Genomic DNA, 21,936 nt, shown 5'->3' with positions numbered 1-21,936 from the left:
CCGATGCGCCTCTACGCCCAGACCCCAGCAAGGCGGAACCGTCAGGTGCTCGGGGACCTGATCGCCGTGGTTCTGATCGCCGCCGCGGTGGCGTTCGCCCTCACCGTCCGCGATGCGATCATGCTGCTGGCCGAGCCGGGGCGGAAGATGGAGAGTTCGGGCGACGGTCTCGCCTCCGAACTCGGCAACGCCGGCGACGCCGCCTCGGACGTGCCGCTCATCGGCGGCCTCCTGAAGAAGCCGCTCCAGTCCGCGGCCGACGCCAGTACCGGATTCGCCGACGCCGGACAGTCCCTCCAGCGCACCGTGGGCGAGTTCGCCAACCTGACCACGGTGGCTCTGATCGTCATCCCGGTGGCCCTGGTCCTGGTGCTGTGGCTTCCCGCACGCCTGCGCTGGATCCGACGCTGCATCACCCTCCGGCAGCTTCTCGACGCACCCGGTGGCGCCGACCTGCTCGCCCTGCGCGCCCTGACCGGACCGCTGCGCGACCTCACCGCGGTCCCCACTCCTGCGGGCGGTCTCGCCGACGCGTGGCGGCGCGGGGATGCGCAGGTCATCGCCGACCTGTCCGCGGTGGCGCTGGCGCGGGCCGGCTTGCGGCCCTGACGGGCGCAGCACTTGCACTTCCGCGCGGGGGATCAGCGCAGCAGCGCTCCGCGCAGGGTCACGCCGTGTCGCGTGCGCAGCCGCCGTAGTTCCCAGATCGCGACGGCGGTGACGGAGAGCGGCGCCCCGAGCAGGAAAAGCAACCGGACACCGAGCGGCACGCTGTCATAGGCGTCCGTGAAGAGGTCGAAGAGGGCGACTTCCCACACGAGGAGCGTCGCGAGGAGGGGCGGGACCGTCTCGTGGAGGTCTGCGGTGCGGAAGACGTGGACGAGCGACTGCGCGATGCCGTACAGGGCGAAGGGGGCGAGCCACAGCAGGAAGGCGCCCAGGGCGAACAGCAGGACCACCCGCCCCGCGGAAGCCGTCCAGTCCGTCTCCTCGTCCACATAGCCGAGCCCGGTGATCAGCCGCGGTACGGCCAGGGCGACGACCAGCGCGAGGAGCGCCCCGGCGGGTTTGCCCACGCGGCGCAGGAACAGGCGCCGGTTGGGCGGGCGGGCTGCCGCGATGAAGACGGCGACTGCGACCGGGAAGGTGACCGCCAGCACGATGAGGGTGGTGCGGATCTGGCCGAAGCGGTCGTCCACCACGGCATCGGCGTCCGCCGCCAGTCCGTAGGACATCAGCACCCACGTGATGGCGACCAGACCGATGACCGTCCGGGCGACCTGGGCCCGCTTCACCAGCGGGTCGTGGACACGGTCGGGCCGGGACGGCGTGAACACCGCACGTCCCACGGCGATCGGGTTGAAGAGACGCCCGAACGTGAGCCGGCGCGCCGGGCCCGCCTGCGGTACGGGCGGTCGCCCCGCTCCGTACGGATTCCACGGCGCCTCGCTGCCGCCCCCGCCGCCCCCGCTTCGATTCATCCCCGCGTCCTTCGTGTCGCCGTGCACAGAGCCACAAGGAGGATAGGCGTACCTCGGTGGGCGGGACAGCGCTGAACCTGGTTGCCCGGCTTGCTCGTCCCGCCAGGACCGGCGGCCGGTCCACCGCAGGAGCGGCGTCCCGCCGATCGGAAAAGCGCATGAGCCGGCGGGGGCGAGCCAGGTAACGTGCAGGACGATCCCCCGGGTGCACCGGGTTCGTCCGCGGCCGCCGCGCAGGTGTCTCGCCCCGTGCTGCGCCCCTCCGCTTGGGAAGTACACGCCATGCCCACAGCCGTCCGTATCGAACACTGCAGTCGCGGCTGGGAGCCGGTCGTCGCATCCTTCCGGGAACTCCTCGACACACAACGCGAGCCCGGAGGCTCATTGGCGATCTGGCGGCACGGGACCCCCGTCGTCGTCGTGCACGGCGGCAGCACCGATGTCGCACGGAAGGCGGCCTGGAGCGAGGACACGCTCGTGCAGGTCTTCTCCACGGGGAAGCCGCTGGTCGCCCTTGCCGCGCTGCGGGCCGTCGCTGACGGCTACGTCGGTCTCGACGAGCCCGTCACCGCGCCCTGGGGCGCCTACCGTGACGCACCGGGGAATCCGACGACGCTACGGATGATCCTCAGCCACTGTTCGGGCAAGCACGTCTTCTCCCCCGCCGCGGCCGGACTCGATCCCCGCGATCACGAAGCCCTCGTGCGCGACCTCGAAGCCATGGAACCGCTGACCGTACCGGGCCGGTTCATCGCCGAACACGCTTCCACCTACGGCCACCTCGTCGACGGCGTCCTCACCGCAGCCGGTGCCCCCTCCGTGCGCGAAAGCACCGAGGACCTGTCCCGCATGCTCGGCGTGCGCCTCAGGTTCGGCGTCGACCCCCACGAACTGCCCCTGGTCGCCGAGCTCGAACCCATGGGCACCGAGTGGACCGACCCGTACCTGGGACACGAACTCGGCCGCGCCTCCATGCTGCGCCCCGGTGGCCTCCTCGACACCGGGACGCTGCACAGTCCTTCGTGGCAGGTGGCTCCTTTCGGAGCGGTCGGTCTCTTCACCGACGCCGCATCGCTCGCGCGCCTCTACGACGACCTCGCCCGGCCCGATGGGCACGTCGCAGGCCTCCTGGGCCGGGAACTCTGGTCCGAACTGTTCGACACCGCCGCGGCCGGCACCGACGGCTTCCTGCGCGATCACGTCCGCTGGTCCCTCGGGTTCCAGCTGGAGGAGAACGGCGAGATCGGCATGGGAGGCCTCGGCGGAAGCTCCGCCTGGCACTCCCCCGTACACGGCTACTCACTCGCCTACGTCACGCGCGGCCTGCACACGCACGACCGCGTCAGCCACGTGGCCGACGCCGTCGAAGCCCTGCTCCTCGCGGAGTCCGGCGACCCTGCCGTCCAGGTGGACGGGGAGAGGTGACCGGAGGCCCCTCCCCCGTCCGCATCACCGTCCGTGGGCCGGGGCGCGGTTGCTGCGGCGGGTTCAGCGGCGGGCTCCGCGGGCCGCGCGTTCGCGCCAGCGGCAGTAGAACGCCGCAGAGTCGGTCCGGTACCTCCACGGGAGGGCGTCCACATAGCCGTCGACCAGGCGGAACTGCGCCAGCGCCTCGTCGTACCGCTTCTGGCGGGTGAGGAAGTAGGCCAGGAGATGGCGCACCTCGGCCGAGTTCCGGTTGCTCGCAGGGGCCGCAGCGACGTCGGCCAGGGCGGCGTCGACCAGGGAAACCAGGTGGGGTGAGCGGAAGTCGGCGGAGCTCGCGTCGCTGTCGCGGTGCTCGTACCAGGCGATCAGGGGCAGGGCGGTCAGCAGGCTGCCGAGCGGGGCTCCGGCCGCCGCCTCCCGGGCGAAGGCCGTGGCGCGCTCTTCCGAGCCGCGCCACTTCGCGCACCAGTACTGGAGGGCCGCGAAGTGCGCGCCGTAGTGGTGCGGGTCGCGTGCGGTGATCTCCTTCCAGATCCGGTGCATGGACTCTTCGGAATAACCGAGACCCAGTGCCGCCCATATCTCGTTGATGTAGGGGGTGGGGTCGTCCGGGTTCAGCTCGGCCGCGCGTGCGTTCTCCTGCGGTACGCGGACCAAGGTGGCGTGGAATCCGGCGAACTGCTCGGAGCTGGTGTGCTTCGCCCAGCCGCCGCCGCGCTGGTGCCAGGCCAGGTTGACCATCGCCTTCGCCCGTACCAGCGCGACGTCGGGGTCGTCGGGGCCGGCCGCGGCCTCCCACGCGTGCAGCCAACTGTCGGGGAGGGCGGCCTTGTGCGAGCCGAAGGTGGCGGCGCAGGAGGAGCGGCGGGCCCAGTCGCGGCGCTCCCTGGTCTCGGCCATCATCCGCGCGGCCGGCTCCCAGTTGCCGCGTGCGGCAGCGGCCGCCGCCGACTCCAGCTCGGGGTCGGGCGCCGCCCGGCCGGTGTTCTGCCTGGACTGGGGAAGGAGCCCCGACTTCTCGGCGGCGCCGGAGGAACCCCCGCCCGTGACGTCGCCGGTGGTGCGGCGGTAGTAGAAGAACGCCACGGCTATGGCGAGGCCGATGACGACGGCTCGTGCGAATTCCACGGTTGGAGCCCCCAAGGGAGGAGTGATCGAAGCGGGTGGGGCCACGGGAGTATGACCGGGGAGCTCGATCCGTCGCAAACACATTCCCGCTGCTGGGGGGGCACGCTCACCAGTCGACGTGTGCGGTGATCCATCGCGCCAGGGCGTCCTCGTCCCCTGCCGGAGGCAGGTCGGGGCCACAGGTGAGCGGGGTGCAGGACAACTGGAGGTGTGTGAGCAGACCGTAGGGGCCGTTGTCCGCCGCCGGTCCGAGGACCAGGGCGTGGGTGGGGGTGCGCCAGATGCGGTGCGTCAGCGCCGGTCCGGTGACGACGGCTGCGCAGGAGCGCACCGTGCGCTCAGGGGGTGCCCCGAGGTGAGCGGTCACCGCCAGTGCGGCCCGCGCGAGTACGGCCTCGCAGTGCTGGTCCGTGCACGGCCTGCGACCGCTCCAGCCCGGCTGCGCCTGCCAGTCGTCGATGAGGCCGTACAGCCAGGATGCGTTGTCCATGCCCCCGTCGTCGGGGTCGACGGGGTACAGCTCTCCGAAGACGAGGAAGGTCCGGGCATCCGGGCGTCCGAACGGGCTCGGGCCGTCGGTGCACACCACGTGTCCGTGCGCGGTGCGGAAGGAGTTGGCGATCAGCTCGTGCTCCCAGTTCCAGCCGCGCCGGCGCACCTCCGTGTCGAGGGCGTCGAACTCCTCCGGGACGTGCGGCGCGGTCGGGAGTGCCCGGAGCTCTGAGACGGCGGCGGCCCGCAACGGCCGGTGGGTGAGGGCGTGTACGGGCAAAGACATGTGGGTCACTCTAGGAGCGGCCCGGTGGTCGTCTGCACGCGGCCGCCGTCCGCCGTCAGTGCTCCGGGAACGCCGGGTCGATGCCGAGGGTCGGGGCGATGGTGCGCCAGATCGTCGAACGGGCCGTCGCCAGGTCGACCCGGGGGTCGTCGAGCATGAGGCGGATGCCGAGGCCGTCGCACAGGGCCAGGATCAGGGTGCTGAGCGCGGCGACGTCGCAGTCGGTGAACTCCCCGTCGGCGATGCCCCGTTCCAGGGCTCCGCCGACCCAGGCGTGCAGTTGGTCGTACAGGTCGACGGCGAGGTGACGGGCCGCCGTGTCCCGTTGGGCGCGCACCCACAGTTCCTGCCACAGCTTCCAGTCCTGGCGCAGTTCCGCGTCCGTCGGCAGCATGCTCCGCAGGATCCGGGCCAGTACGACGGCGGCCGGGGCCGGGGCGCCGTCGCTGTCGGGGTCCGTGTCCGTGTCCGTGCCGGTCTGGGCGAAGGAGTGGGTCATGGCTTCGGCGAAGAGCTTCTCCCGGGTGTCGAAGTGGTAGTGCAGCAGTGCCTTCGACACGCCGGCGTGCTCGGCGACCTTGCGCATGCTGACGTTCTCGAACCCGATGTCGGCGATGACCTCGCAGGCGGCCGTGAGGATGCGCTCACGCGTCTCGAGTGCGCGATCGGCCTTGGTCACGTTGGCTGCTCCCCGTGTCGGCGCCCGTCGGACGGGCGGATGGGCCCGGTTGCCGCGGCCACCACACCACCATCCTCGCTCATGGGGTGCCCGGTTCGCTCGTAGGCGTGGAAGCCCCTGCCCGTCTTGCGGCCCAGGAGGCCGGCGTCGACCATCCGGGCCAGCAGCGGGGGCGGTGCGTACAGGGGCTCCCGGTACTCCGCGTACATCGACCGTGCGATGGCCTGCACCGTGTCCAGGCCGATGAGGTCGGCCAGGGCCAGCGGCCCCAGCGGGTGGGCGCAGCCGAGGGTCATGCCGCGGTCGATGTCCTCGGCCGACGCGGTTGCGCACTCGGCCATGCGTACGGCGGCGAGCAGGTAGGGCACGAGGAGGGCGTTCACGATGAACCCCGCCCGGTCCTGGGCGCGGACGACCTGCTTGCCCAGTGTCACGGAGGCGAAGGCGTGGGCCCGTCGGACCGTCTCGTCGGCCGTGAGCAGCGACGGCACCAGCTCGATCAGGGGCAGGACGGGCACGGGGTTGAAGAAGTGGAGGCCGACGACCTGCTGGGGGCGGGAGGTGGCGGCGGCCAGGCGGATGACGGGGAGGGAGGAGGTGTTCGTGGCCAGGACGGCGTCGCTCCGCTCCACGACCCGGTCGAGCATGGCGAAGACCTCCAGCTTCGCGCGTTCGTCCTCGGCCACCGCCTCGACGACGAAGTCCCGGTCGGCCAGCCGGTCCGTGTCCGCGGTCACGGTGATCCGGCCGAGGGCGTCGTCCCGTGCCGTGGCGGTCAGTTTCCCGGCCGCCTCCGCTCGGACCAGGGAGCGGGTGATCCGCTCCAGGCCGGCGGCCGCGGCGGTGCGGGTCGTCTCCACCACCACGACGTCGCGTCCGGCGCGGGCGCAGACCTCGGCGATGCCGGATCCCATCAGTCCGCAGCCCACGATCCCGATCCGTTCTGCTTCGGTCATCGGCTCTTCCTCCCTTCCTCGGGTGTGCGTCGGGTCTGCGGTGGTCCGGGCGTCCCGCGGGCCGCCCGGACCACCGGGGCGGCTCACTGCGCGGAGGGCATCCGCAGGACGTCCGTACCGCGTTTGATCAGCTCGTTGGCGATGATCACGCGCTGGATCTCGGAGGTGCCCTCCCAGATCCGGTCGACGCGCAGTTCGCGGTAGAGGCGTTCGACGGGGTACGAGCGGTCGTAGCCGCGGCCGCCGAATATCTGCAGGCAGCGGTCGATGACCCGGCCGGAGGCCTCGCTCGCGGACAGCTTGGCGATCGCCGCCTTGGCGTGCAGTGTCTTGCGGTCGGTCAGGCCCTCGTCGACCTCCCAGGCGACCTGGTGGGTGTAGGCGCGGTTGACTGCGATGTCGACGGCGCAGTCGGCGAGCATGCCCTGGATCAGCTGGAAGTCGGCGATGGGCGAGCCGAACTGGCGGCGGCCGACCGCCCAGTCCCGGGCCAGCTCCAGGGCCCGCTCCGCGGCGCCGATGGTCCGGGCGGCGATCATGAGGCGTTCTTCGGTGAACCACGAGCGGGTGATGTCGTAGCCCTGGCCGATCTCGCCGAGCACGGCGGTGTCGGGGACGAACACCTCGGTGAAGGTGAACTCGGGGTGCTCGTAGACGAAGGTGTGCATCCAGCGGGGCACTCGGGTCATCTCGATGCCCGGCGTGTCCTTGTCGACGAGGAAGAGGGTCGGCGCGCGGTCGTCCCCGGCAGCTGCGAGCACGATCATGAAGTCGGCGTGGTCTCCGACGGTGACGAACCACTTCTCGCCGTTGAGGATCCAGCCGTCCGCAGTGCGTGTCGCCGTGGTGCGCAGGCTCTGCGGGTCGGATCCGGCCTCGGGCTCGGAGACCGCGTAGCAGTCCCGGCGCTGCCCCCGGATCACGGGGACGAGGTAGCGTTCGCGCTGCTCGGGCGTGCAGTGGGACAAGGCGTTGGCCGGACGCCACACCATGTCCCACAGCGCGCCGGTGAGCCGTCCCAGCTCTGCCTGGACGGTGACCTGTTCCAGGATGGTGAGGCCTGCGCCGCCCCACTCCTGCGGCATGTTGACGGCCTGGAGACCGCTGTCGAGGACGGCGTCGCGGATCTCGGTGTGTGCCTGCGGCGGCAGTCCGTTGTTCTCCTCGCAGTCGAGCTCGTACTTCGTGATGAACGCGGTGAGTTCGCGCGCCGCGCTGCGGAGCTCTTCCTGGCGCGGGGTGAGGCGGAAGTCCATGTCTGTGTGTCCTCTGTCCTCTGGTCGTGGTGGGGGCGGGGTGGGCCTGGGTCGTCAGGCGCCGGGCAGGGCCAGGGCCCGGGTGCCGCGTTTGATCAGTTCGTTGGCGATGATCAGGCGCTGGATCTCGGAGGTGCCTTCCCAGATCCGGTCGACGCGCAGTTCGCGGTACATGCGCTCGACCGGGTACGAGCGGTCGTAGCCGCGGCCGCCGAATATCTGCACGCACCGGTCGATGACGCGGCCCGCTGCCTCGCTCGCCGCGAGCTTCGCGGTCGATGCCTTCGCGTGGAGCGTCTTGCGGTCGGTTTCCGGCCGGTCGGCCTCCCAGGCGACCTGGTGGGTGTAGGCGCGGGTCACGGCGATGTCGACGGCGCAGTCGGCGAGCATGCCCTGGACCAGCTGGAAGTCGGCGATGGGCGAGCCGAACTGGCGGCGGCCGACCGCCCAGTCCCGGGCCAGCTCCAGGGCCCGCTCCGCGGCGCCGACGGTGCGGGCGGCGATCATCAGCCGCTCGTCGGTGAACCACTCCTTGGTCAGCTCGTAGCCGTTGCCGACGCCGCCGAGCACGTCCTCGTCGGGGACGAAGACGTCGGTGAACGTGAACTCGGGGTGGCCGTTGACCGCGGAGTGCATGAACCGCGGGACCCTTGTCATCTCGACGCCGGGCGCCTGCTTGTCCACGAAGAACAAGGTCGCTTGCCTGTCGGGTCCCGCGTCGGCCTGCACGAGTAGGAAGTCGGCGATGTCTCCGCAGGTCACGAACCATTTCTCGCCGTTCAGCAGCCAGCCGCCGTCCGTCCGGGCCGCGGTGCTGGTGCCCGAGCCGGGGTCGGATCCGGCACCGGGCTCGGTCACCGCGAACGCGTCGAACCGCTCGCCCCGGATGACCGGGAGCAGGTACTTCTCGCGCTGTGCCCCGGTGCCGTGGGCGAGGACGTTCGCGGGCCGCCAGGGAATGTCCCAGAGGCAGTTGGTGACCTTGCCGAACTCCTCCTCGACGATGACCTGGTCGAGGAGGGACAGGCCGGCCCCGCCCCATTCGGCGGGCATGTTGATCGCGTAGACGCCGGCGTCGATCGCGGCGCGGGTCAGTTCGCGGACCGTGTCGGCGGGCAGCGGGCCGTCGGCTTCCTCGGACTGGTCCTCGTAGCTCATCAGGAGTCGTGTGTAGGCGGCGGCGCGGGTCTTGAGGGCGGCCTGCTCGGGTGTGTAGCGGAAGTCCATCTGTCCTCCGGGGCACGGGTGGTGCGGACGGGTACGGGGGCTGGGCAGTCAGCCCAGATCAGTGCAGGGCAGCCCAGGTCGGTGCAGTTCAGCGGGTGTGCCGGCGGGACCGGGCTGGTCCAGGACCGCCCGGGCGTCCAGGGCGAGGGCTCCGTCCGGGCGCACCAGCAGGGGGTTGACCTCCAGTTCGGCGATCTCCGGGTGCGCGGCGGCGAGGGTGGTGATGCGTTCGATGGCGGCGGCCGCGGCGGCCACGTCGACGGGCGGGCGGCCCCGTACGCCGTCGAGCAGTGCGGCGGTGCGCAGGCCCCGCAGCAGCGTCTCGGCCCGGCGGGCGGGCAGGGGTGCGAGCGAGAAGGCGACGTCGCGGAGGGTCTCGGTGAGGGTCCCGCCGAGGCCGACCATGGCGACCGGGCCGAACCGCCGGTCGCGGTGCACGCCCACGATCAGCTCGATCCCGTCCGTGAGGTCGGCCATCGCCTCGACCGAGTAGGCGGGCGCGCCGAGCCGGGCCCGCATCTCCCGGTACGCCGCGAGGAGCGCCGCCCGGTCGGCGAGGCGCAGCGCCACGCCGCCTGCGTCGGACTTGTGCAGGACGTGCAGGGCCTTGAGTACGTAGGGGCCCTCGAACTCACCGGCTGCGGCATGGAGTTCGTCCTCGTCGGTGATCTCGCGTGCCGCCGGGAAGGGTACGCCGGCACCTGCGAGCAGCGCCCGGACCCCGTGGTAGCCCGGATCCCGCAGGGGTGCGGCGGTGGGAGGCAGCGGGGGTACGGCGAGGCCGTCGGCCGGCGTCCGGACGGTCATCGCCGCCAGGGCCCGGGCCGCGTCCTCGGTGGCGGCGAACACCGGTATCCCGGCTCCGGCGAGCGCGCGGCAGCTCGGTGACTGCGGGTACATCGACTGCACGACCAGCGGTTTCGGGACGGACGCGAGGTGCGCGACGATCTCCTCCGCGGCCCGGGTCTCCCCTGCCGCGAGCACGGAGCCGCCGGCCGGGCCGCCGCCGAGGCCTCCCTCGGAGGCCGCGTAGCCGCCGAAGTACCCGGTCATCAGGACGGAGTCGACGCTGTCGTCCGCGAGGAGTTCCCCGATCGTGTCGGCGTACGAGAGGGGGCGCTGCTCGCCCATGCCCGCCAGGTCGACGGGGTTGCCGACGGAGGACTGCTCCCACAGCACGCTCCGCAGTCTGTGCCGGGTCTCCTCGCCCAGTTCGGGGACGTCGAGACCGGAGTCCTCGGCGGCATCGGCGGCGACCGCGCCGTGACCGCCGCCGTCGGTGAAGACGGCGGTGCGCCGGCCGGCCGTACGCGGACCCGCGCTCAGCGCGGCCAGCACGACGGTCATCTCCCGCGGGGTGCGCACGAGGTGGACGCCCGCGTCGCGGCAGGCGGCGGCGACCACGTCGGCCGAGGTGGTGAGGGCCCCGGTGTGCGACTGGGCGCTGCGCGCGGAGGCGGCGCCCCGGCCCGCGGTGAGCAGCACGACCGGCTTGCCCGCCGCGGCGGCGGCCTCGGCGAAGGCGCGGCCGTCGCCGAAGTCCTCGGCGTAGACGGCGATGGCGGAGGTGCTCTCGTGGCGGGCGCAGTCTTCGACGAGGTCGACGAGGGTGACGTCGGCCTGGTTGCCGAGGGAGACGAAGCGGGAGAAGCCGAGGCCGTGCGGTGCGAAGCGGAGCTGGAGTTCGAGTGCGAGGTTGCCGCTCTGGCTGAGGAGGGCCACGCCGCCGGGGGCGAAGCGGTCCGAGGCGAGGTAGAGCTCGGTGGTGTTGTCGGCGATGCCCAGGCAGTTGGGTCCGACGAGGGCGGCTCCGGCGGCCCGTACCCGTGCGGCGACGGCCCGCTGGCGGGCCAGACCGGCAGGGCCTGCCTCGGCGAAGCCGGCGGTGATGCCGACGATCGCCTTCGCCCCGCAGGCCAGGGCGTCGTCGACGGCGGCTTCGAATCCGGCGCCGGGTACGGAGACCACGACCAGGTCGACGGGTTCGCCGATCGCGGAGAGGGAGGTCGCGGCCACCCGGCCGAGGACGGTGCCGCCTCGCCGGTTGACGAGGTGGACGGGCCGCCGGTCCGGGGCGCGCAGGGCCTGGGAGGCCACCGCGTGGCCGTACTTGGCCGGGTCGTCGCTGGCGCCGACCACGGCGACGGAGGCGGGGTCGAAGAGGGTGCTGAGGTCTCGTCGCATGTCATCCCTCCACGCGGAGTGCGGAGTTGGGGCACGCTTCGGCGCAGGCACGCGCGCGGGCGGCGCCTTCGGTTCCCTCGGGGACGACGGCGGCGATGACCTCGGCGTAGCCCCATTCGTCGAGTTCGACCAGGTCGGGGGCGTGTTCCTGGCACAGGCCGTAGCCCTGGCAGCGGGTGGAGTCCAGCAGGAGTTTCACGGCGTTCCTTTCAGCTCGGGCTCCGCGGGGGAAGGGGACGGGGCGGGCATGGACGCCCGGGACGGGACGGGTGTGGGCGCCGGGGACGGGGAGAAGGACGAGGACGGGACGGAGGGTGCGGCGACCTCCGGTACGGCCACGGTGAGCCGGTGGCGGCCGTCCCCGGGCCGGGTGGCCGCGCACACGGGGCACGGCGCGGCGAGATGGGAGCGGACGAGCCGGGGGAAGGCGCGGAGCAGGCTGCCGCCGAGGCCCGCGGCGGCGTCGAGCAGCCCGCAGGCACCGCGCCCGGGCAGGGTCTGCGACCAGCGGTGGAGCCGGTCGGTGGTGTCCGGGCCGGCCGTCCCGGTGGCGAGCGCGTACAGGGCGTTGCCGACTGCTGCGGTACCGGAGACGCAGACCCCGCACTGTTGGGCGCTCTCGGCCGCGAGGTGGCCCACCGCGTCGGCGGCGGCGGCCACCGGGCAGTCGCCGGGGGCGAGGAAGCGGATCGCTCCGCAGCCCAGGGCGGTTCCCGCGGCGGCGAGGGCTCCGGGTTCGAGGGGGAGGTCGAGGGCGTCCGCGTCGACGAGTCCGCCGAACAGGCCGCCCATCAGCGCTCCGGTGGCGTCGGGGACACCGTGCCGGGCCGCCAGGGAGCGCAGCGGGACGCCGTACGGGACCTCGGTGAGCACCGGTTCGGCGGCCGGGCCGCCCGACAGGGTCACCAGGGTGTCGTGGGCGATGCTGCGCCTCAGGTCGGGGCGGGCCGCGGTGAGGGCGATCCGGGCGAGCGTCTCGACGTTGGCCACCAGGGTGGGTGCACCTCCGACGCCCTTCTCGTACGGGCGGGGAGGCTTGGCCGCGGGCAGGGCGGGGCCGCCGTCGATCCTGCGGACCACCGCCGTCTCCTCGCCGGCGACGTAGGTGCGGGCGGTCTCGACGACCTCCACGGGCAGCGCCTGCGGGTGTTCGGCGAGGGCCCGGCGCACGCTGTCGCCCGCGGCCGGGTCGGAGAGGTAGACGTAGCCGCGTACGGCGCCGGTGACCGCGGCGGCGCGGGCGAGGCCGTCGAGGACCAGGTGGGGCCGGGCGCGGAGCAGCCAGCGGTCCTTGGCCGAGCCCGGTTCGCCCTCCTCTCCGTTGGCGACGACGACGGGGGCCCCGCCCCGGTCGCGCACGGAGCGCAGTTTGACGGCGGCCGGGAATCCGGCCCCGCCGCGGCCGCGCAGCCCCGAGGCGGCCAGGTGGGCGAGCAGTTCGTCCGGGGCGGTGGCCGCGGCGTAGCCGCCGGTGGCGCGGTACGCGTCGGCGCTCTCCGTGACGCCGGGGTCGATCCCGAGGACGGTGAACGGCCTGGCCGCCGTGGGGAGTCGGATCGTGGTCATCGGCTGCTTCCTGTCGGGGTGGGGGCGTGCAGGGCGCGCAGGGTGCGTACGGCGCTTTCCAGTGCGACGCGGTCGGCTGCGGTGCGGCCGTAGTCCGGTCCCGGGAGGCCGATGAGCATGTGGTGGTGGTCGAGGACCACCTCTGCGGCGAGCAGGGCCGCGTCGGGGTCGCCGGGCTGCGTCCCGGCGGCCACTGCGGTCACCAGGTCGGTGACTTCCGAGAGGTAGCGGAGCCAGCTGCGCCTGCTGCCGCGCAGGACCAGGCGCTCCAGGCGGCGGCGCTCTGCGTCGGCGTCCGCGTCGGCGTCCGCAGCCGGTTCTGCTTCTGCTTCTGCTTCTGTCGGGTCCTGCGGTCCGGGCGCGGTGGCGCCCTTCGTCGAGGCGCGCAGGGCGGCCACGGCCTCGGGGAGTTCACGCTCGGGCTCCGGGGTGAGTCCGAGCCAGTCCAGACGCCGATGACCGCTCATGCGTGCCTCCGGGAGGTGGGGATGCCCCCGTGGGACCGGCGGCGGGGCGGGAGCTGCGGGCGCGCAGGGCGGTCCGGTGGCTCACGCGGTCGTCGCGCTGTCGTCGCACGGTGGTGGCGGGGATCGGGGTGCGGGGCCCGGACGGGCCGGGCGGGCCGCCCGGGCTGCATACGTGTCGTGAGCTGGACGAACACGGGAGCAGTGCCGGGAAGCGACACGAAAGCACGTTTGCTGACCGATCGGTCAGGCAAGAATCACGCTAGCTGACCGATCGGTCAGTGAACAAGTCTTGACCCGGCGGAAATGAGCCAGCAATCTGGCTGTCCAATCGGTCAGCCAGTCCCGGCCTCCCGCCCCGACCGCCTGCCCGAAGCTGGGTCGCCTCGTCATCGAACGCCGACACCGATCGCCGCAGGGCGGCACGGAGGAGTCACCGATGCAGTCCAGAGCCCCCGAAACACCGCCCTCCCGTACGGGCCGGACCGAACACCCCGGCACGCCCGGACACCCCGGCCGCCCGGACCCGCCGGACCGCTCCCCCGGGCCCGGCGCCCTTCCCCCCGACGCTCCGGGCCCCGCGCTCCCGGCGCGCTACTACACCGATCCCGCCACCGCCTCCGCCGAAGCCCGCCACGTCTTCGGCAGGTCGTGGCAGCTCGTCTGCCACGAATCGGACCTGCCCGGTCCGGGAGCCCGCCTCGCCGCCACCGTCGCGGACCGGGAGGTCCTGGTCGTCCGCACCGAGGACGGCGGCCTCGCCGCTCACCTCAATGTCTGCCGGCACCGCGGCACCCGCCTGGTCACCGCTCCCGAACCGGTCGGCAAGGCGATCCGCTGCCCCTACCACGGCTGGACGTACCGCCTCGACGGAACCCTGGTCGGCGCACCGGAGGCACGGCAGATCCCCTGCCTCGACAAGCCGAGCCTCGGACTGTTCCCGGCCCGTGTCGAGTCCTTCCTCGGCTTCGTCTTCGTCAACCTCGACCTCGACGCCGTACCGCTGGCGGAGAGTTGCGCGGGCCTCGCGAAGGCGGTCGGCCACTATGCGGACGCCGACCTGGTGCCCGTGGGCCGTGCCCGGATCCACGACGTGGCCGGCGCCGAAGTGCAGGAAGCCAACTGGAAGGTGGCGGTCGACAACTACCTGGAGGGCTACCACGTCCCGGTGGCCCACCCCGGGCTGATGCGGCTGCTCGACTACCAGGGCTACACCTGCGAGACCGAGGAGTCCTACGCGCTGTTCGCCTCCCCGCTGCGCGACAAGCCCTCCTCCAACTGGGCAGAGCGCCTCTACCAGCGCATCGCCGCCCCCATGCCCGGCCTCGGCGAAGCCGACCGCCGGGTGTGGCGCTACGCGGTCATCTATCCGAACACCCTCATCGACTTCTATCCCGACCACGTACTGGCCTGGACCGCGATCCCCACGGCCGTGGACCGGGTCGCCGTGCCCGGCGCGTTCTACACCCGCCGCGGCACCGGCCTGCGCACCCGCCTCGCCCGGCGCCTGAACATCCACATCGGCTGGATCACCAACGACGAGGACGCCCAGCTCGTCGCCCGCGTGCAGAAGGGGCTCTCCACCCCGGGTTTCGAGCCCGGCCCGCTGTCCCGGCGCGAGTCGGCCGTGGGGTGGTTCGCGGGCCGCATCCGCGCCGATCTCGACCGCGCCGGAACGTAGGCCGCTGCCGCACCCGTCCGCACCACCTCACGACCCGCGCCACCCGGGCCACCCGGGCCACCCTCACCACCGCACCCCCCGCGCACGACCGAGCCCCCCACCTACCGCTCGTTCCCGCCGTCCCCCTGCGGCCCTACGGAGAGGACCCCATGTCCCCCGAGGCACTCCCCCCGACCAGACGTTCCTTCCTCCGCGCCGGTACCGCCGCCGCCCTCGCCCTGACCTCGGCCGGCTGCGGCTTCGCCTCCGACAGCGCCCCGGACGGCAAGACCGGCGCGGAGGCTCCCGTCGACGTCAAGGTCGACGGCAACCTCGTCTACTTCAACTGGGCCGACTTCGTCGACCCCGCCGTCTTCGAAGGCTTCGAGAAGGAGTACGGCGTCAAGGTCATCCAGTCGAACTACGACTCCATGGAGGGCATGGCCGCCAAGCTGAACGCCGGGAACCACTACGACATCGTCTTCCCCACCGCGAAGTGGGCGCAGCGCCTCGCCTCCGCCGGCCGGCTCCGCGCCATCGACCACTCCAAGCTGCGCAACGCGGAAGCCGTGTTCGGTGGTTACGGCTACTTCGCCGACCCCTGGTACGACCCCCGTTCCGCGCACACCGTTCCCTTCACCATGTACAAGACCGGCATAGGCTGGCGCCGGGACCGGCTCGGCGACCTCACCGGCTCCTGGGACGACCTGTGGAACGAGCGAGCCAGGGGCAAGGTCTTCGTCCTGGACGACCGCGACGAAGTCCTCGGCATGGGCGCGCTCAAGCTCGGTCTCGGCCTCACCACGGGCGACCGCAGTGACCTGGACCGCGTCACCGAGGCCCTGCGCTCGCTCCGCCCCCGGCTACGCGGTTTCTCCAGCGACAGCTACAACAACCTGCTCAACGGCAACGCCGACATGACACAGGCCTGGAGCGGCGACATGGCCGCCATGCTCGCCCAGGCCGAGGACCCGTCCGTCTTCGGCTTCGAAGTCGCCCGCGAGGGCGCCCCCGTCAACTCCGACTGCTACGCCATCCCCACCGACGCCCAGCACCCCGGCACGGCCATGCTCTTCATCGACTACATGCTCCGTCCGGAGAACGTGAAGAAGAACATCGAGTACATCGGCTACCCGATGCCGGTGCTCGGTACCGAGGACACCTACGCCTCGCTCGTCGAGCCCTTCCCCCAGTGCCTGGTGACGGCCGACGACCTCAAGGCCGACCTCTTCTTCCGCAACGGCGACGCCCGGGCCGAACAGGCCCGTGACGCGGCGTGGACCGATGTGAAGGCCGGCTGACATGCCACAGGGCAACGACCGGACCCGGGTCCGGACCCGCCCCGGGCCCCGCGCCCGGACCAGGCCACGTCTGTGGACCTGGCTCCTGCTCCCCGGCACCCTCTGGATGACCGGCTTCCTCCTCGCCTCCCTCCTCCTCGTGGCCGCCCTCGCGCTCGGCACCACCGACCCGCTCGGCAACCCGCGCTTCGGGCTCAACTTCGGCAACTTCACGGCCCTGGCCGACTCCGCCTACAGCACCGTCCTGCTCCGCTCCCTCGGCTACGCGCTGATCACCTGTCTGATCTGCCTGGCCGTGGCCTATCCGGTCGCCTACGCCATCGCCCTGCGCGGCGGGCGCTTCAAGAACCTGCTGATCGCCGCGATCGTCGTGCCCTTCTTCGCCAACTACCTGGTGCGGATGTACGGCTGGTCCGTCGTCCTCTCCGACGACGGACCGCTGCTGAAGGGCCTGCGCGCGATCGGCCTCGCCGACGGCGACACCAAGATCCTCCAGACCGGTGCGGGCGTCATCGCCGGACTGGTCTACGGCTTCGTCGTCTTCATGATCATCCCGCTCTACGCGGCGATGGAGCGCATGGACACCTCGCTCATCGAGGCCGGCCGCGACCTCTACGGAGGTCCTCTTCGCACCTTCTTCTTCGTCACCGTCCCCGCGACCCGGCAAGGGGCAGCCGCGGGCTGCGTCCTCGTCTTCCTGCCCGCCATGGGCGACTTCGTCAGCGCCCAGCTCATGGGAGGGCCCGACCAGATCATGATCGGCAACCTGATCCAGGACAAGTTCTTCCAGGGCCAGAACTGGCCGCTCGGCTCCGCCCTCACCATGCTGCTGATGGCGGTCCTCTTCCTCGGGATGCTCGGCTACCTGCGACGCACCCGCAAGGACGAGGCGGAGGCCGTCCGATGAGCGCCCGGCAGCGGCGCAGGCGCGGAGCCGAGCGCCGTCCCCGCTTCGCCATCGCGGTCACCGCCGCCTTCTTCGCCCTCCTCTACCTCCCCGTCGGCGTCGTCGTCCTGTTCTCCTTCAACGCGCAGAAGTCCCTCACCGTCTTCAAGGGCTTCAGCCTCCGCTGGTACGAGGCGTTCCTGCGCGACGACGTGCTCCTCGACTCGCTCGGCATGAGCCTGCGGGTCTCCCTGGTCGCCATGGCCGGTTCGCTGCTCCTGGGCGTCGCCCTGGCCCTGGGCCTCGTACGCAGCCGCAGCCGCCTCGGTTCCTTCGCCGGCCTGGTCATGCTCGTCCCGCTGATCACCCCGGAGATCGTCACGGGCGTCGCGGCGATGCTGCTCTTCAAGGGTCTGGGCATCACGCTGTCCACCGCCACCGTGATGCTCGCCGAGATCACCTTCTCCATCTCCTACGTGACGGTCATCCTGCGCTCGCGCATCGCCGCCCTGAACCCGGAGGTCGAGGAAGCGGCGATGGACCTCGGCGCCACCCGTCGGCAGGCGTTGCGCCTGGTCACCCTGCCCGCGCTGCTCCCCAGCATCCTCGCCTCGGCGGTGCTGATCTTCGCTCTCGTCTTCGACGACTTCGTCCTCGCCTACTTCACCACCGGCGTCGACCCGCAGCCGCTGTCCGTACGCATCTACTCGGCGATCAGGTTCGGCGTGCAGCCCACCATCAACGCCGTCGGCACCCTGATGCTGGCCGGATCCGTCGGCCTCGTCCTCCTCGCCCTCGCCATCCCCCGCCTGTTCGGGCGCCGCGGCGGCCTCGATCTGCTCTCCGGGAAGTGACCGCATGCCCCCGACTCCCCTGCCCCCGGCCCCCGTGCACCCGAACCCCGCCGTCCGGCTCGACCACGTGAGCAAGCAGTACCCCGGCTCCGACGACACCTACGCCGTGCACGACGTCGCACTCGACATCACCGAGGGCGAGTTCTTCTCCCTCCTGGGCCCCTCCGGCTGCGGCAAGACCACCCTGCTGCGGATGATCGGCGGCTTCGCCGACCCCACCGCGGGCAGCGTCCTGCTCGACGGCGTGGACGTGACCGGCCTGCCGCCCCACAAGCGCAACGTGAACACGGTCTTCCAGAGCTACGCGCTCTTCGACCACCTCTCGCTCGCGGACAACGTGGCCTTCGGCCTCAAGCGCAAGGGCGTCGGCCGCGCCGAGACCCGCCGACGGGTCGCCGACATGCTCGACCTCGTCCAGCTCGGGCACCTCGCGGGCCGCAGGCCGGCCACCCTGTCCGGCGGCCAGAAGCAGCGCGTCGCCCTCGCCCGCGCCCTGGTCAACCGGCCCGAGGTACTGCTGCTGGACGAGCCGCTGGCCGCCCTCGACCTCAAACTCCGACGCCACATGCAGGTCGAGCTCAAGCAGATCCAGCGCGAGGTCGGCATCACCTTCGTCTTCGTCACGCACGACCAGGACGAGGCCCTGACGATGTCGGACCGCCTCGCCGTCATGAACGAGGGCCGCGTCGAGCAGTGCGGCACGCCGGAGGACGTCTACGAGCGCCCCACCAGCAGCTTCACCGCTGCCTTCATGGGCACTTCCAACCTGGTGCCGGGCACCTACCGGGGCGGCAGGGTCGCTCTCGACGACGGCCCGGAGCTGCCCGTCGGCCACCGGCCGGCCGTGGCGGACGGCAGCCGCGTCAACCTGTCGATCCGCCCCGAGAAGATCTGGCTGTCCGACCTGGAGCCGGACATGGCCCGTGTCAGCGGGGTCGTGCAGGAGACCGTCTACAGCGGTCCCACCACCACGTACCTCATCGAACTGGCGCCCGGCGTCACGGTGTCGGTCCTGGAACAGAACACCGTCCGCTCCCGCAGGGAGGACCGCTGGAGCGGTGGCGAACGCGTCGAGATCGGGTGGAAGCCCGAGCACTGCCTGGTCCTGGACTGAAGAAGCCCGACAGACGCCCGACCGGAGGAACACCCCATGAACCACGACGTCATCGTGCTCGGCGCGGGCCTGGCCGGTCTCGCCGCCGCACGCGACCTCGCCGCGGGCGGAGCCGACGTCCTCGTCGTCGAGGCCCGGGACCGGGTCGGCGGCCGCGTCGAGCAGGCCTCGCTCCCCGACGGGCGGCTGGTCCAGCTCGGCGGAGAGGTCGTCGGCCGCGCCCACACCGCCTACACGGCGCTCGTCGCGGAACTCGGCCTCACCCTGACCCCCAGCTACGTCGCCGAGCCCGGCGCCCTCACCCGCGCCACCCCCGAAGGCGTCTCGGCCGCGGACCCGCCCCACTGGTTCGGCCCCGGCGACGACGCCTGCCACCGGAAGGTCACCGCCGCCTTCTGCGCCCTCGCCGCGACGGTCGATCCGGACGCGCCCTGGTCCCACCCCGACGCCACGGCCCTCGACCGGCTCTCCGTCGGCGCCTGGCTGCGCGCCGAGGGCGCGAGCCCTGCCGTCGTGCGGCTCTGGGAGATCGGCCAACTCGCCCTCGCCGACGGCTCCTTCGAACGCACCTCCTTGCTCGCGGCCCTGCGCAAGCACGCCCGCGTACCCGGCTCCGGGCAGTACGACTACGAGGCGTGGGAAGGTCTGCGGGTGGCCGAGGGGTCCGCAACGGTGGCCCTGCGCATGGCCGCCGCCCTCGGCGGACGCGTGCGCACCGGCGCGCCCGTCGAGGCCGTCACGGTGCGCCGGACCGGAGGCTGCTCCGTACGGCTGGCCGCAGGCGAGACCCTCACCGCGGACGCCGTCGTCAGCGCCCTGCCCGTCGGCCCGCTCCGCGCGGTCGCCGTCACGGGCGTCTCCGAGGAGCGCCTCGCCTCCCTGCACCACCAACGCCAGGCCCTCGCGGCGAAGTTCGTCGCCGCGTACGACCGGCCGTTCTGGCGCGGCCACGGCCGCAGCGGCCTCTCCGAATGCGAGGGGGTCCTCGGCAGCACCTGGCCGCAGAGCGACGGCATCCTCTCCGCACTCGTGCCGCCCGAGAGGTTCGCCGTGCTCCTCGGCACCCCCGCGCACCTGCGCACCCGCGAGCTGCTGGACGACGTCGCCCGCCTCTACGGCGACGAGGCGCACCGGCCGCTCGCCACCTACGTGCGGATGTGGGGCACCGACCCGTGGACCCAGGGGTACGTCACCCAGTGGACCCCCGGCGACGTCACCGCGGTCGGCCCCCTCCACGGCACCCACGAACCACCGTTCTACGTCTGCGGATCCGATCAGTGGGTCGCCGGCTACATGGAAGGAGCCGTGCGCACCGGACGCGACGCGGCCGGGGAGGTACTGCGCCGTGGCTGACACCCTGCACAACCACGTCGCGGGCACGGACCGGCCCGCCGCCTCGGGCGAGACGATGGAGCTGGTGGACCCCGCCACCGGCCGGGTCCACCGGCAGGCTCCGCGCTCCGGCCGGACGGACACCGATGCCGCCTGCGAGGCGGCCGCGGCGGCGTACGCGCACTGGTCGGGCACCACTCCGGCCGCACGGCAGCGGGCCCTGCTCGCCGTCGCCGACGCCATCGAGGAACATGCGGAAGCCCTGGTGGCCGCCGAGACGGGTGACACCGGCAAGTCCCCCCGCCAGTTCAGGGACGAGGAGCTGCCCGCGATCGTCGACAGCGTCCGCTTCTACGCGGGGGCCGCCCGCAACCTGCCGGGCGCCGCGGCCGGCGAGTACACGGAAGGCCGCACCTCCCTCCTGCGCCGCGAACCGGTCGGGGTCTGCGCCCAGATCACCCCGTGGAACTACCCGCTGATGATGGCCGTGTGGAAGATCGCCCCGGCGATCGCCGCCGGGAACACGACGGTGCTCAAGCCCGCCGACACCACCCCCTCCTCGGCCGTGCTCCTGGCCCGCATCGCGGCCCCGCACCTGCCGCCGGGCGTGCTCAACGTGGTCTGCGGTGACCGCGGCACCGGCCGCGCGCTCACTGCCCACCGCGACGTCGCCCTCATCGCGGTCACCGGCAGCGTCCGGGCCGGCCGCGAGATCGCGGCGGCCGCGGCGGCCGACCTCAAGCGGGTCCACCTGGAGCTCGGCGGCAACGCGCCGGTCCTCGTGCACGACGACGTGGACGTCGCGGCGACCGCGGCAGCCCTCGCCGCGGTCGCCTACTACAACGCCGGCCAGGACTGCACGGCGCCCACCCGGATCCTGGTCCACCACCGCGTCCACGACGCGTTCCTCGCGGCCTTCGCGGCAGAGACCGGCAAGCTCCGCACCGGGGGCCCGGACGAGCCGGACGCCGACTTCGGACCCCTCAACAGCGCCGCGCAGCTCGCGTCGGTCCAGGGCCTGCTCCACCGGCTGCCGGACCACGCGGAGATCGTCACCGGTGGTGCCCGCCTCCCCCGGCCCGGCTTCTTCCACGAGCCCACCGTCGTCGCGGGAGTGCTCCAGGAGGACGAGATCGTGCAGGAGGAGATCTTCGGTCCCGTGGTGACCGTGCAGCCCTTCACCGACGAGGCGGAGGCCCTGCGCCTGGCCAACGACGTCCGCTACGGCCTCGCCGCCAGCGTGTGGACCGCGGACCACGACCGTGCGATGCGCGCGACCCGGGCCCTGCACACCGGCATCGTCTGGGTGAACACGCACGGCACGACGGTCTCCGAGATGCCCCACGGCGGGGTCAAGCACTCGGGATACGGCAGCGATCTCTCCCTGGCCGGCCTTCTGGACTACACGCAGGTCAAGCACGTCATGCTGTGACGCCGCGGGCATCCCGGTCCGGGGGAAGCTGGCCGGATACGCAAAAGCGCCCGGCGGGTCATCCCGGCCGGGCGTTCACGTGCGTGTGCGTCTACTGCCCACTGGCGGCTCAGTACCAGTGGTGGGACTGCCAGAAGTCCCAGGCGCCGACGGGGCTGCCGTAGCGGGAGTTCATGTAGTCCAGGCCCCACTTGATCTGGGTGGCCGGGT

21 protein-coding genes are annotated in these 21,936 nt (G+C 72.6%); 9 read left to right on the top strand and 12 right to left on the bottom strand.

Annotated elements, in window-relative coordinates:
• Window positions 1-3 precede the first annotated feature (3 nt).
• Window positions 4-609 (top strand): hypothetical protein, encoded by a 606-nt coding sequence (locus tag IO30_RS0113320; RefSeq protein WP_031142596.1) that lies wholly within the window; start codon window positions 4-6, stop codon window positions 607-609.
• 32 nt (window positions 610-641) lie between these two features.
• Here IO30_RS0113320 and IO30_RS0113315 read toward each other — a convergent pair whose 3' ends face one another.
• Window positions 642-1,481 carry a hypothetical protein gene (locus IO30_RS0113315; protein WP_051859218.1) on the bottom strand — a complete coding sequence of 280 codons (840 nt, stop codon included), beginning with the start codon at window positions 1,479-1,481 and terminating at the stop codon, window positions 642-644.
• Window positions 1,482-1,763: 282 nt separating this feature from the next.
• Here IO30_RS0113315 and IO30_RS0113310 point away from each other — a divergent pair, with 282 nt between their 5' ends.
• A complete protein-coding gene (locus IO30_RS0113310; protein ID WP_063768446.1) occupies window positions 1,764-2,906 on the top strand; it encodes a serine hydrolase domain-containing protein in 1,143 nt (380 codons plus the stop codon).
• Between the two features lie 63 nt (window positions 2,907-2,969).
• Here IO30_RS0113310 and IO30_RS0113305 read toward each other — a convergent pair whose 3' ends face one another.
• The 10 genes from IO30_RS0113305 to IO30_RS0113260 form a co-directional block, all read right to left on the bottom strand.
• The gene (locus tag IO30_RS0113305; protein ID WP_157853225.1) at window positions 2,970-4,037 is read right to left on the bottom strand and encodes a hypothetical protein; all 1,068 of its coding nucleotides are present in this window, start codon (window positions 4,035-4,037) and stop codon (window positions 2,970-2,972) included.
• Window positions 4,038-4,143: 106 nt separating this feature from the next.
• Window positions 4,144-4,815 carry a hypothetical protein gene (locus tag IO30_RS46905; RefSeq protein ID WP_237403272.1) on the bottom strand — a complete coding sequence of 224 codons (672 nt, stop codon included), beginning with the start codon at window positions 4,813-4,815 and terminating at the stop codon, window positions 4,144-4,146.
• 55 nt (window positions 4,816-4,870) lie between these two features.
• Window positions 4,871-5,494 carry a TetR/AcrR family transcriptional regulator gene (locus IO30_RS0113295; protein WP_031142586.1) on the bottom strand — a complete coding sequence of 208 codons (624 nt, stop codon included), beginning with the start codon at window positions 5,492-5,494 and terminating at the stop codon, window positions 4,871-4,873.
• Window positions 5,491-6,450: a 3-hydroxybutyryl-CoA dehydrogenase gene (locus IO30_RS0113290; protein WP_078903943.1), complete on the bottom strand. Its 960-nt coding sequence runs from the start codon at window positions 6,448-6,450 to the stop codon at window positions 5,491-5,493. The genes IO30_RS0113295 and IO30_RS0113290 overlap by 4 nt, the downstream gene beginning before the upstream one ends.
• An 83-nt stretch (window positions 6,451-6,533) precedes the next feature.
• Complete coding sequence (locus tag IO30_RS0113285; RefSeq protein ID WP_031142582.1) at window positions 6,534-7,706, bottom strand: acyl-CoA dehydrogenase family protein; 1,173 nt, start codon at window positions 7,704-7,706, stop codon at window positions 6,534-6,536.
• A gap of 54 nt (window positions 7,707-7,760) precedes the next feature.
• On the bottom strand, window positions 7,761-8,933 hold the full coding sequence (locus IO30_RS0113280) for an acyl-CoA dehydrogenase family protein (protein WP_031142580.1): 1,173 nt from the start codon (window positions 8,931-8,933) through the stop codon (window positions 7,761-7,763).
• A gap of 48 nt (window positions 8,934-8,981) precedes the next feature.
• Entirely contained in the window at window positions 8,982-11,117 is a 2,136-nt protein-coding gene (locus IO30_RS0113275) for an acetate--CoA ligase family protein (RefSeq protein WP_051902207.1), read from the bottom strand.
• 1 nt (window position 11,118) lies between these two features.
• On the bottom strand, window positions 11,119-11,316 hold the full coding sequence (locus IO30_RS0113270; protein WP_031142576.1) for a ferredoxin: 198 nt from the start codon (window positions 11,314-11,316) through the stop codon (window positions 11,119-11,121).
• On the bottom strand, window positions 11,313-12,683 hold the full coding sequence (locus tag IO30_RS0113265; RefSeq protein WP_063768445.1) for an NADH-ubiquinone oxidoreductase-F iron-sulfur binding region domain-containing protein: 1,371 nt from the start codon (window positions 12,681-12,683) through the stop codon (window positions 11,313-11,315). Before IO30_RS0113265 ends, IO30_RS0113270 begins: the two co-directional genes overlap by 4 nt.
• Window positions 12,680-13,150 carry a hypothetical protein gene (locus tag IO30_RS0113260; protein ID WP_031142572.1) on the bottom strand — a complete coding sequence of 157 codons (471 nt, stop codon included), beginning with the start codon at window positions 13,148-13,150 and terminating at the stop codon, window positions 12,680-12,682. The genes IO30_RS0113265 and IO30_RS0113260 overlap by 4 nt, the downstream gene beginning before the upstream one ends.
• 436 nt (window positions 13,151-13,586) lie before the next feature.
• Here IO30_RS0113260 and IO30_RS0113255 point away from each other — a divergent pair, with 436 nt between their 5' ends.
• From IO30_RS0113255 to IO30_RS0113225, 7 genes are all read left to right on the top strand, one after another.
• On the top strand, window positions 13,587-14,828 hold the full coding sequence (locus IO30_RS0113255; RefSeq protein ID WP_078904665.1) for an aromatic ring-hydroxylating oxygenase subunit alpha: 1,242 nt from the start codon (window positions 13,587-13,589) through the stop codon (window positions 14,826-14,828).
• Window positions 14,829-14,977: 149 nt separating this feature from the next.
• Window positions 14,978-16,108 carry a polyamine ABC transporter substrate-binding protein gene (locus tag IO30_RS0113250; RefSeq protein WP_031142567.1) on the top strand — a complete coding sequence of 377 codons (1,131 nt, stop codon included), beginning with the start codon at window positions 14,978-14,980 and terminating at the stop codon, window positions 16,106-16,108.
• Between the two features lies 1 nt (window position 16,109).
• Entirely contained in the window at window positions 16,110-17,015 is a 906-nt protein-coding gene (locus tag IO30_RS0113245; RefSeq protein ID WP_031142566.1) for an ABC transporter permease, read from the top strand.
• On the top strand, window positions 17,012-17,848 hold the full coding sequence (locus tag IO30_RS0113240) for an ABC transporter permease (protein ID WP_063768444.1): 837 nt from the start codon (window positions 17,012-17,014) through the stop codon (window positions 17,846-17,848). The genes IO30_RS0113245 and IO30_RS0113240 overlap by 4 nt, the downstream gene beginning before the upstream one ends.
• A gap of 4 nt (window positions 17,849-17,852) precedes the next feature.
• The gene (locus tag IO30_RS0113235) at window positions 17,853-18,962 is read left to right on the top strand and encodes an ABC transporter ATP-binding protein (RefSeq protein ID WP_051859214.1); all 1,110 of its coding nucleotides are present in this window, start codon (window positions 17,853-17,855) and stop codon (window positions 18,960-18,962) included.
• A gap of 36 nt (window positions 18,963-18,998) precedes the next feature.
• Window positions 18,999-20,315 (top strand): flavin monoamine oxidase family protein, encoded by a 1,317-nt coding sequence (locus tag IO30_RS0113230; RefSeq protein WP_031142562.1) that lies wholly within the window; start codon window positions 18,999-19,001, stop codon window positions 20,313-20,315.
• On the top strand, window positions 20,308-21,726 hold the full coding sequence (locus IO30_RS0113225) for an aminobutyraldehyde dehydrogenase (protein WP_031142559.1): 1,419 nt from the start codon (window positions 20,308-20,310) through the stop codon (window positions 21,724-21,726). Before IO30_RS0113230 ends, IO30_RS0113225 begins: the two co-directional genes overlap by 8 nt.
• Window positions 21,727-21,835: 109 nt before the next feature.
• On the opposite strand, the gene IO30_RS46900 is transcribed toward IO30_RS0113225, so the two are convergent.
• On the bottom strand, window positions 21,836-21,936 hold a 101-nt coding region (locus IO30_RS46900), incomplete at its 5' end, for an aggregation-promoting factor C-terminal-like domain-containing protein (protein ID WP_483414663.1).

This window comes from Streptomyces xanthophaeus (assembly GCF_000725805.1).
Classification (GTDB): domain Bacteria; phylum Actinomycetota; class Actinomycetes; order Streptomycetales; family Streptomycetaceae; genus Streptomyces; species Streptomyces xanthophaeus.
This window is presented reverse-complemented; position numbering and strand designations above follow the sequence as displayed.

Coding starts and splice junctions, on each gene's coding strand:
- IO30_RS0113320 (WP_031142596.1), top strand. CDS start 4: ATGCGCCTCTACGCCCAGACCCCAGCAAGGCGGAACCGTCAGGTGCTC.
- IO30_RS0113315 (WP_051859218.1), bottom strand. CDS start 1,481: ATGAATCGAAGCGGGGGCGGCGGGGGCGGCAGCGAGGCGCCGTGGAAT.
- IO30_RS0113310 (WP_063768446.1), top strand. CDS start 1,764: ATGCCCACAGCCGTCCGTATCGAACACTGCAGTCGCGGCTGGGAGCCG.
- IO30_RS46905 (WP_237403272.1), bottom strand. CDS start 4,815: ATGTCTTTGCCCGTACACGCCCTCACCCACCGGCCGTTGCGGGCCGCC.
- IO30_RS0113290 (WP_078903943.1), bottom strand. CDS start 6,450: ATGACCGAAGCAGAACGGATCGGGATCGTGGGCTGCGGACTGATGGGA.
- IO30_RS0113285 (WP_031142582.1), bottom strand. CDS start 7,706: ATGGACTTCCGCCTCACCCCGCGCCAGGAAGAGCTCCGCAGCGCGGCG.
- IO30_RS0113280 (WP_031142580.1), bottom strand. CDS start 8,933: ATGGACTTCCGCTACACACCCGAGCAGGCCGCCCTCAAGACCCGCGCC.
- IO30_RS0113275 (WP_051902207.1), bottom strand. CDS start 11,117: ATGCGACGAGACCTCAGCACCCTCTTCGACCCCGCCTCCGTCGCCGTG.
- IO30_RS0113265 (WP_063768445.1), bottom strand. CDS start 12,683: ATGACCACGATCCGACTCCCCACGGCGGCCAGGCCGTTCACCGTCCTC.
- IO30_RS0113260 (WP_031142572.1), bottom strand. CDS start 13,150: ATGAGCGGTCATCGGCGTCTGGACTGGCTCGGACTCACCCCGGAGCCC.
- IO30_RS0113255 (WP_078904665.1), top strand. CDS start 13,587: ATGCAGTCCAGAGCCCCCGAAACACCGCCCTCCCGTACGGGCCGGACC.
- IO30_RS0113250 (WP_031142567.1), top strand. CDS start 14,978: ATGTCCCCCGAGGCACTCCCCCCGACCAGACGTTCCTTCCTCCGCGCC.
- IO30_RS0113245 (WP_031142566.1), top strand. CDS start 16,110: ATGCCACAGGGCAACGACCGGACCCGGGTCCGGACCCGCCCCGGGCCC.
- IO30_RS0113240 (WP_063768444.1), top strand. CDS start 17,012: ATGAGCGCCCGGCAGCGGCGCAGGCGCGGAGCCGAGCGCCGTCCCCGC.
- IO30_RS0113235 (WP_051859214.1), top strand. CDS start 17,853: ATGCCCCCGACTCCCCTGCCCCCGGCCCCCGTGCACCCGAACCCCGCC.
- IO30_RS0113230 (WP_031142562.1), top strand. CDS start 18,999: ATGAACCACGACGTCATCGTGCTCGGCGCGGGCCTGGCCGGTCTCGCC.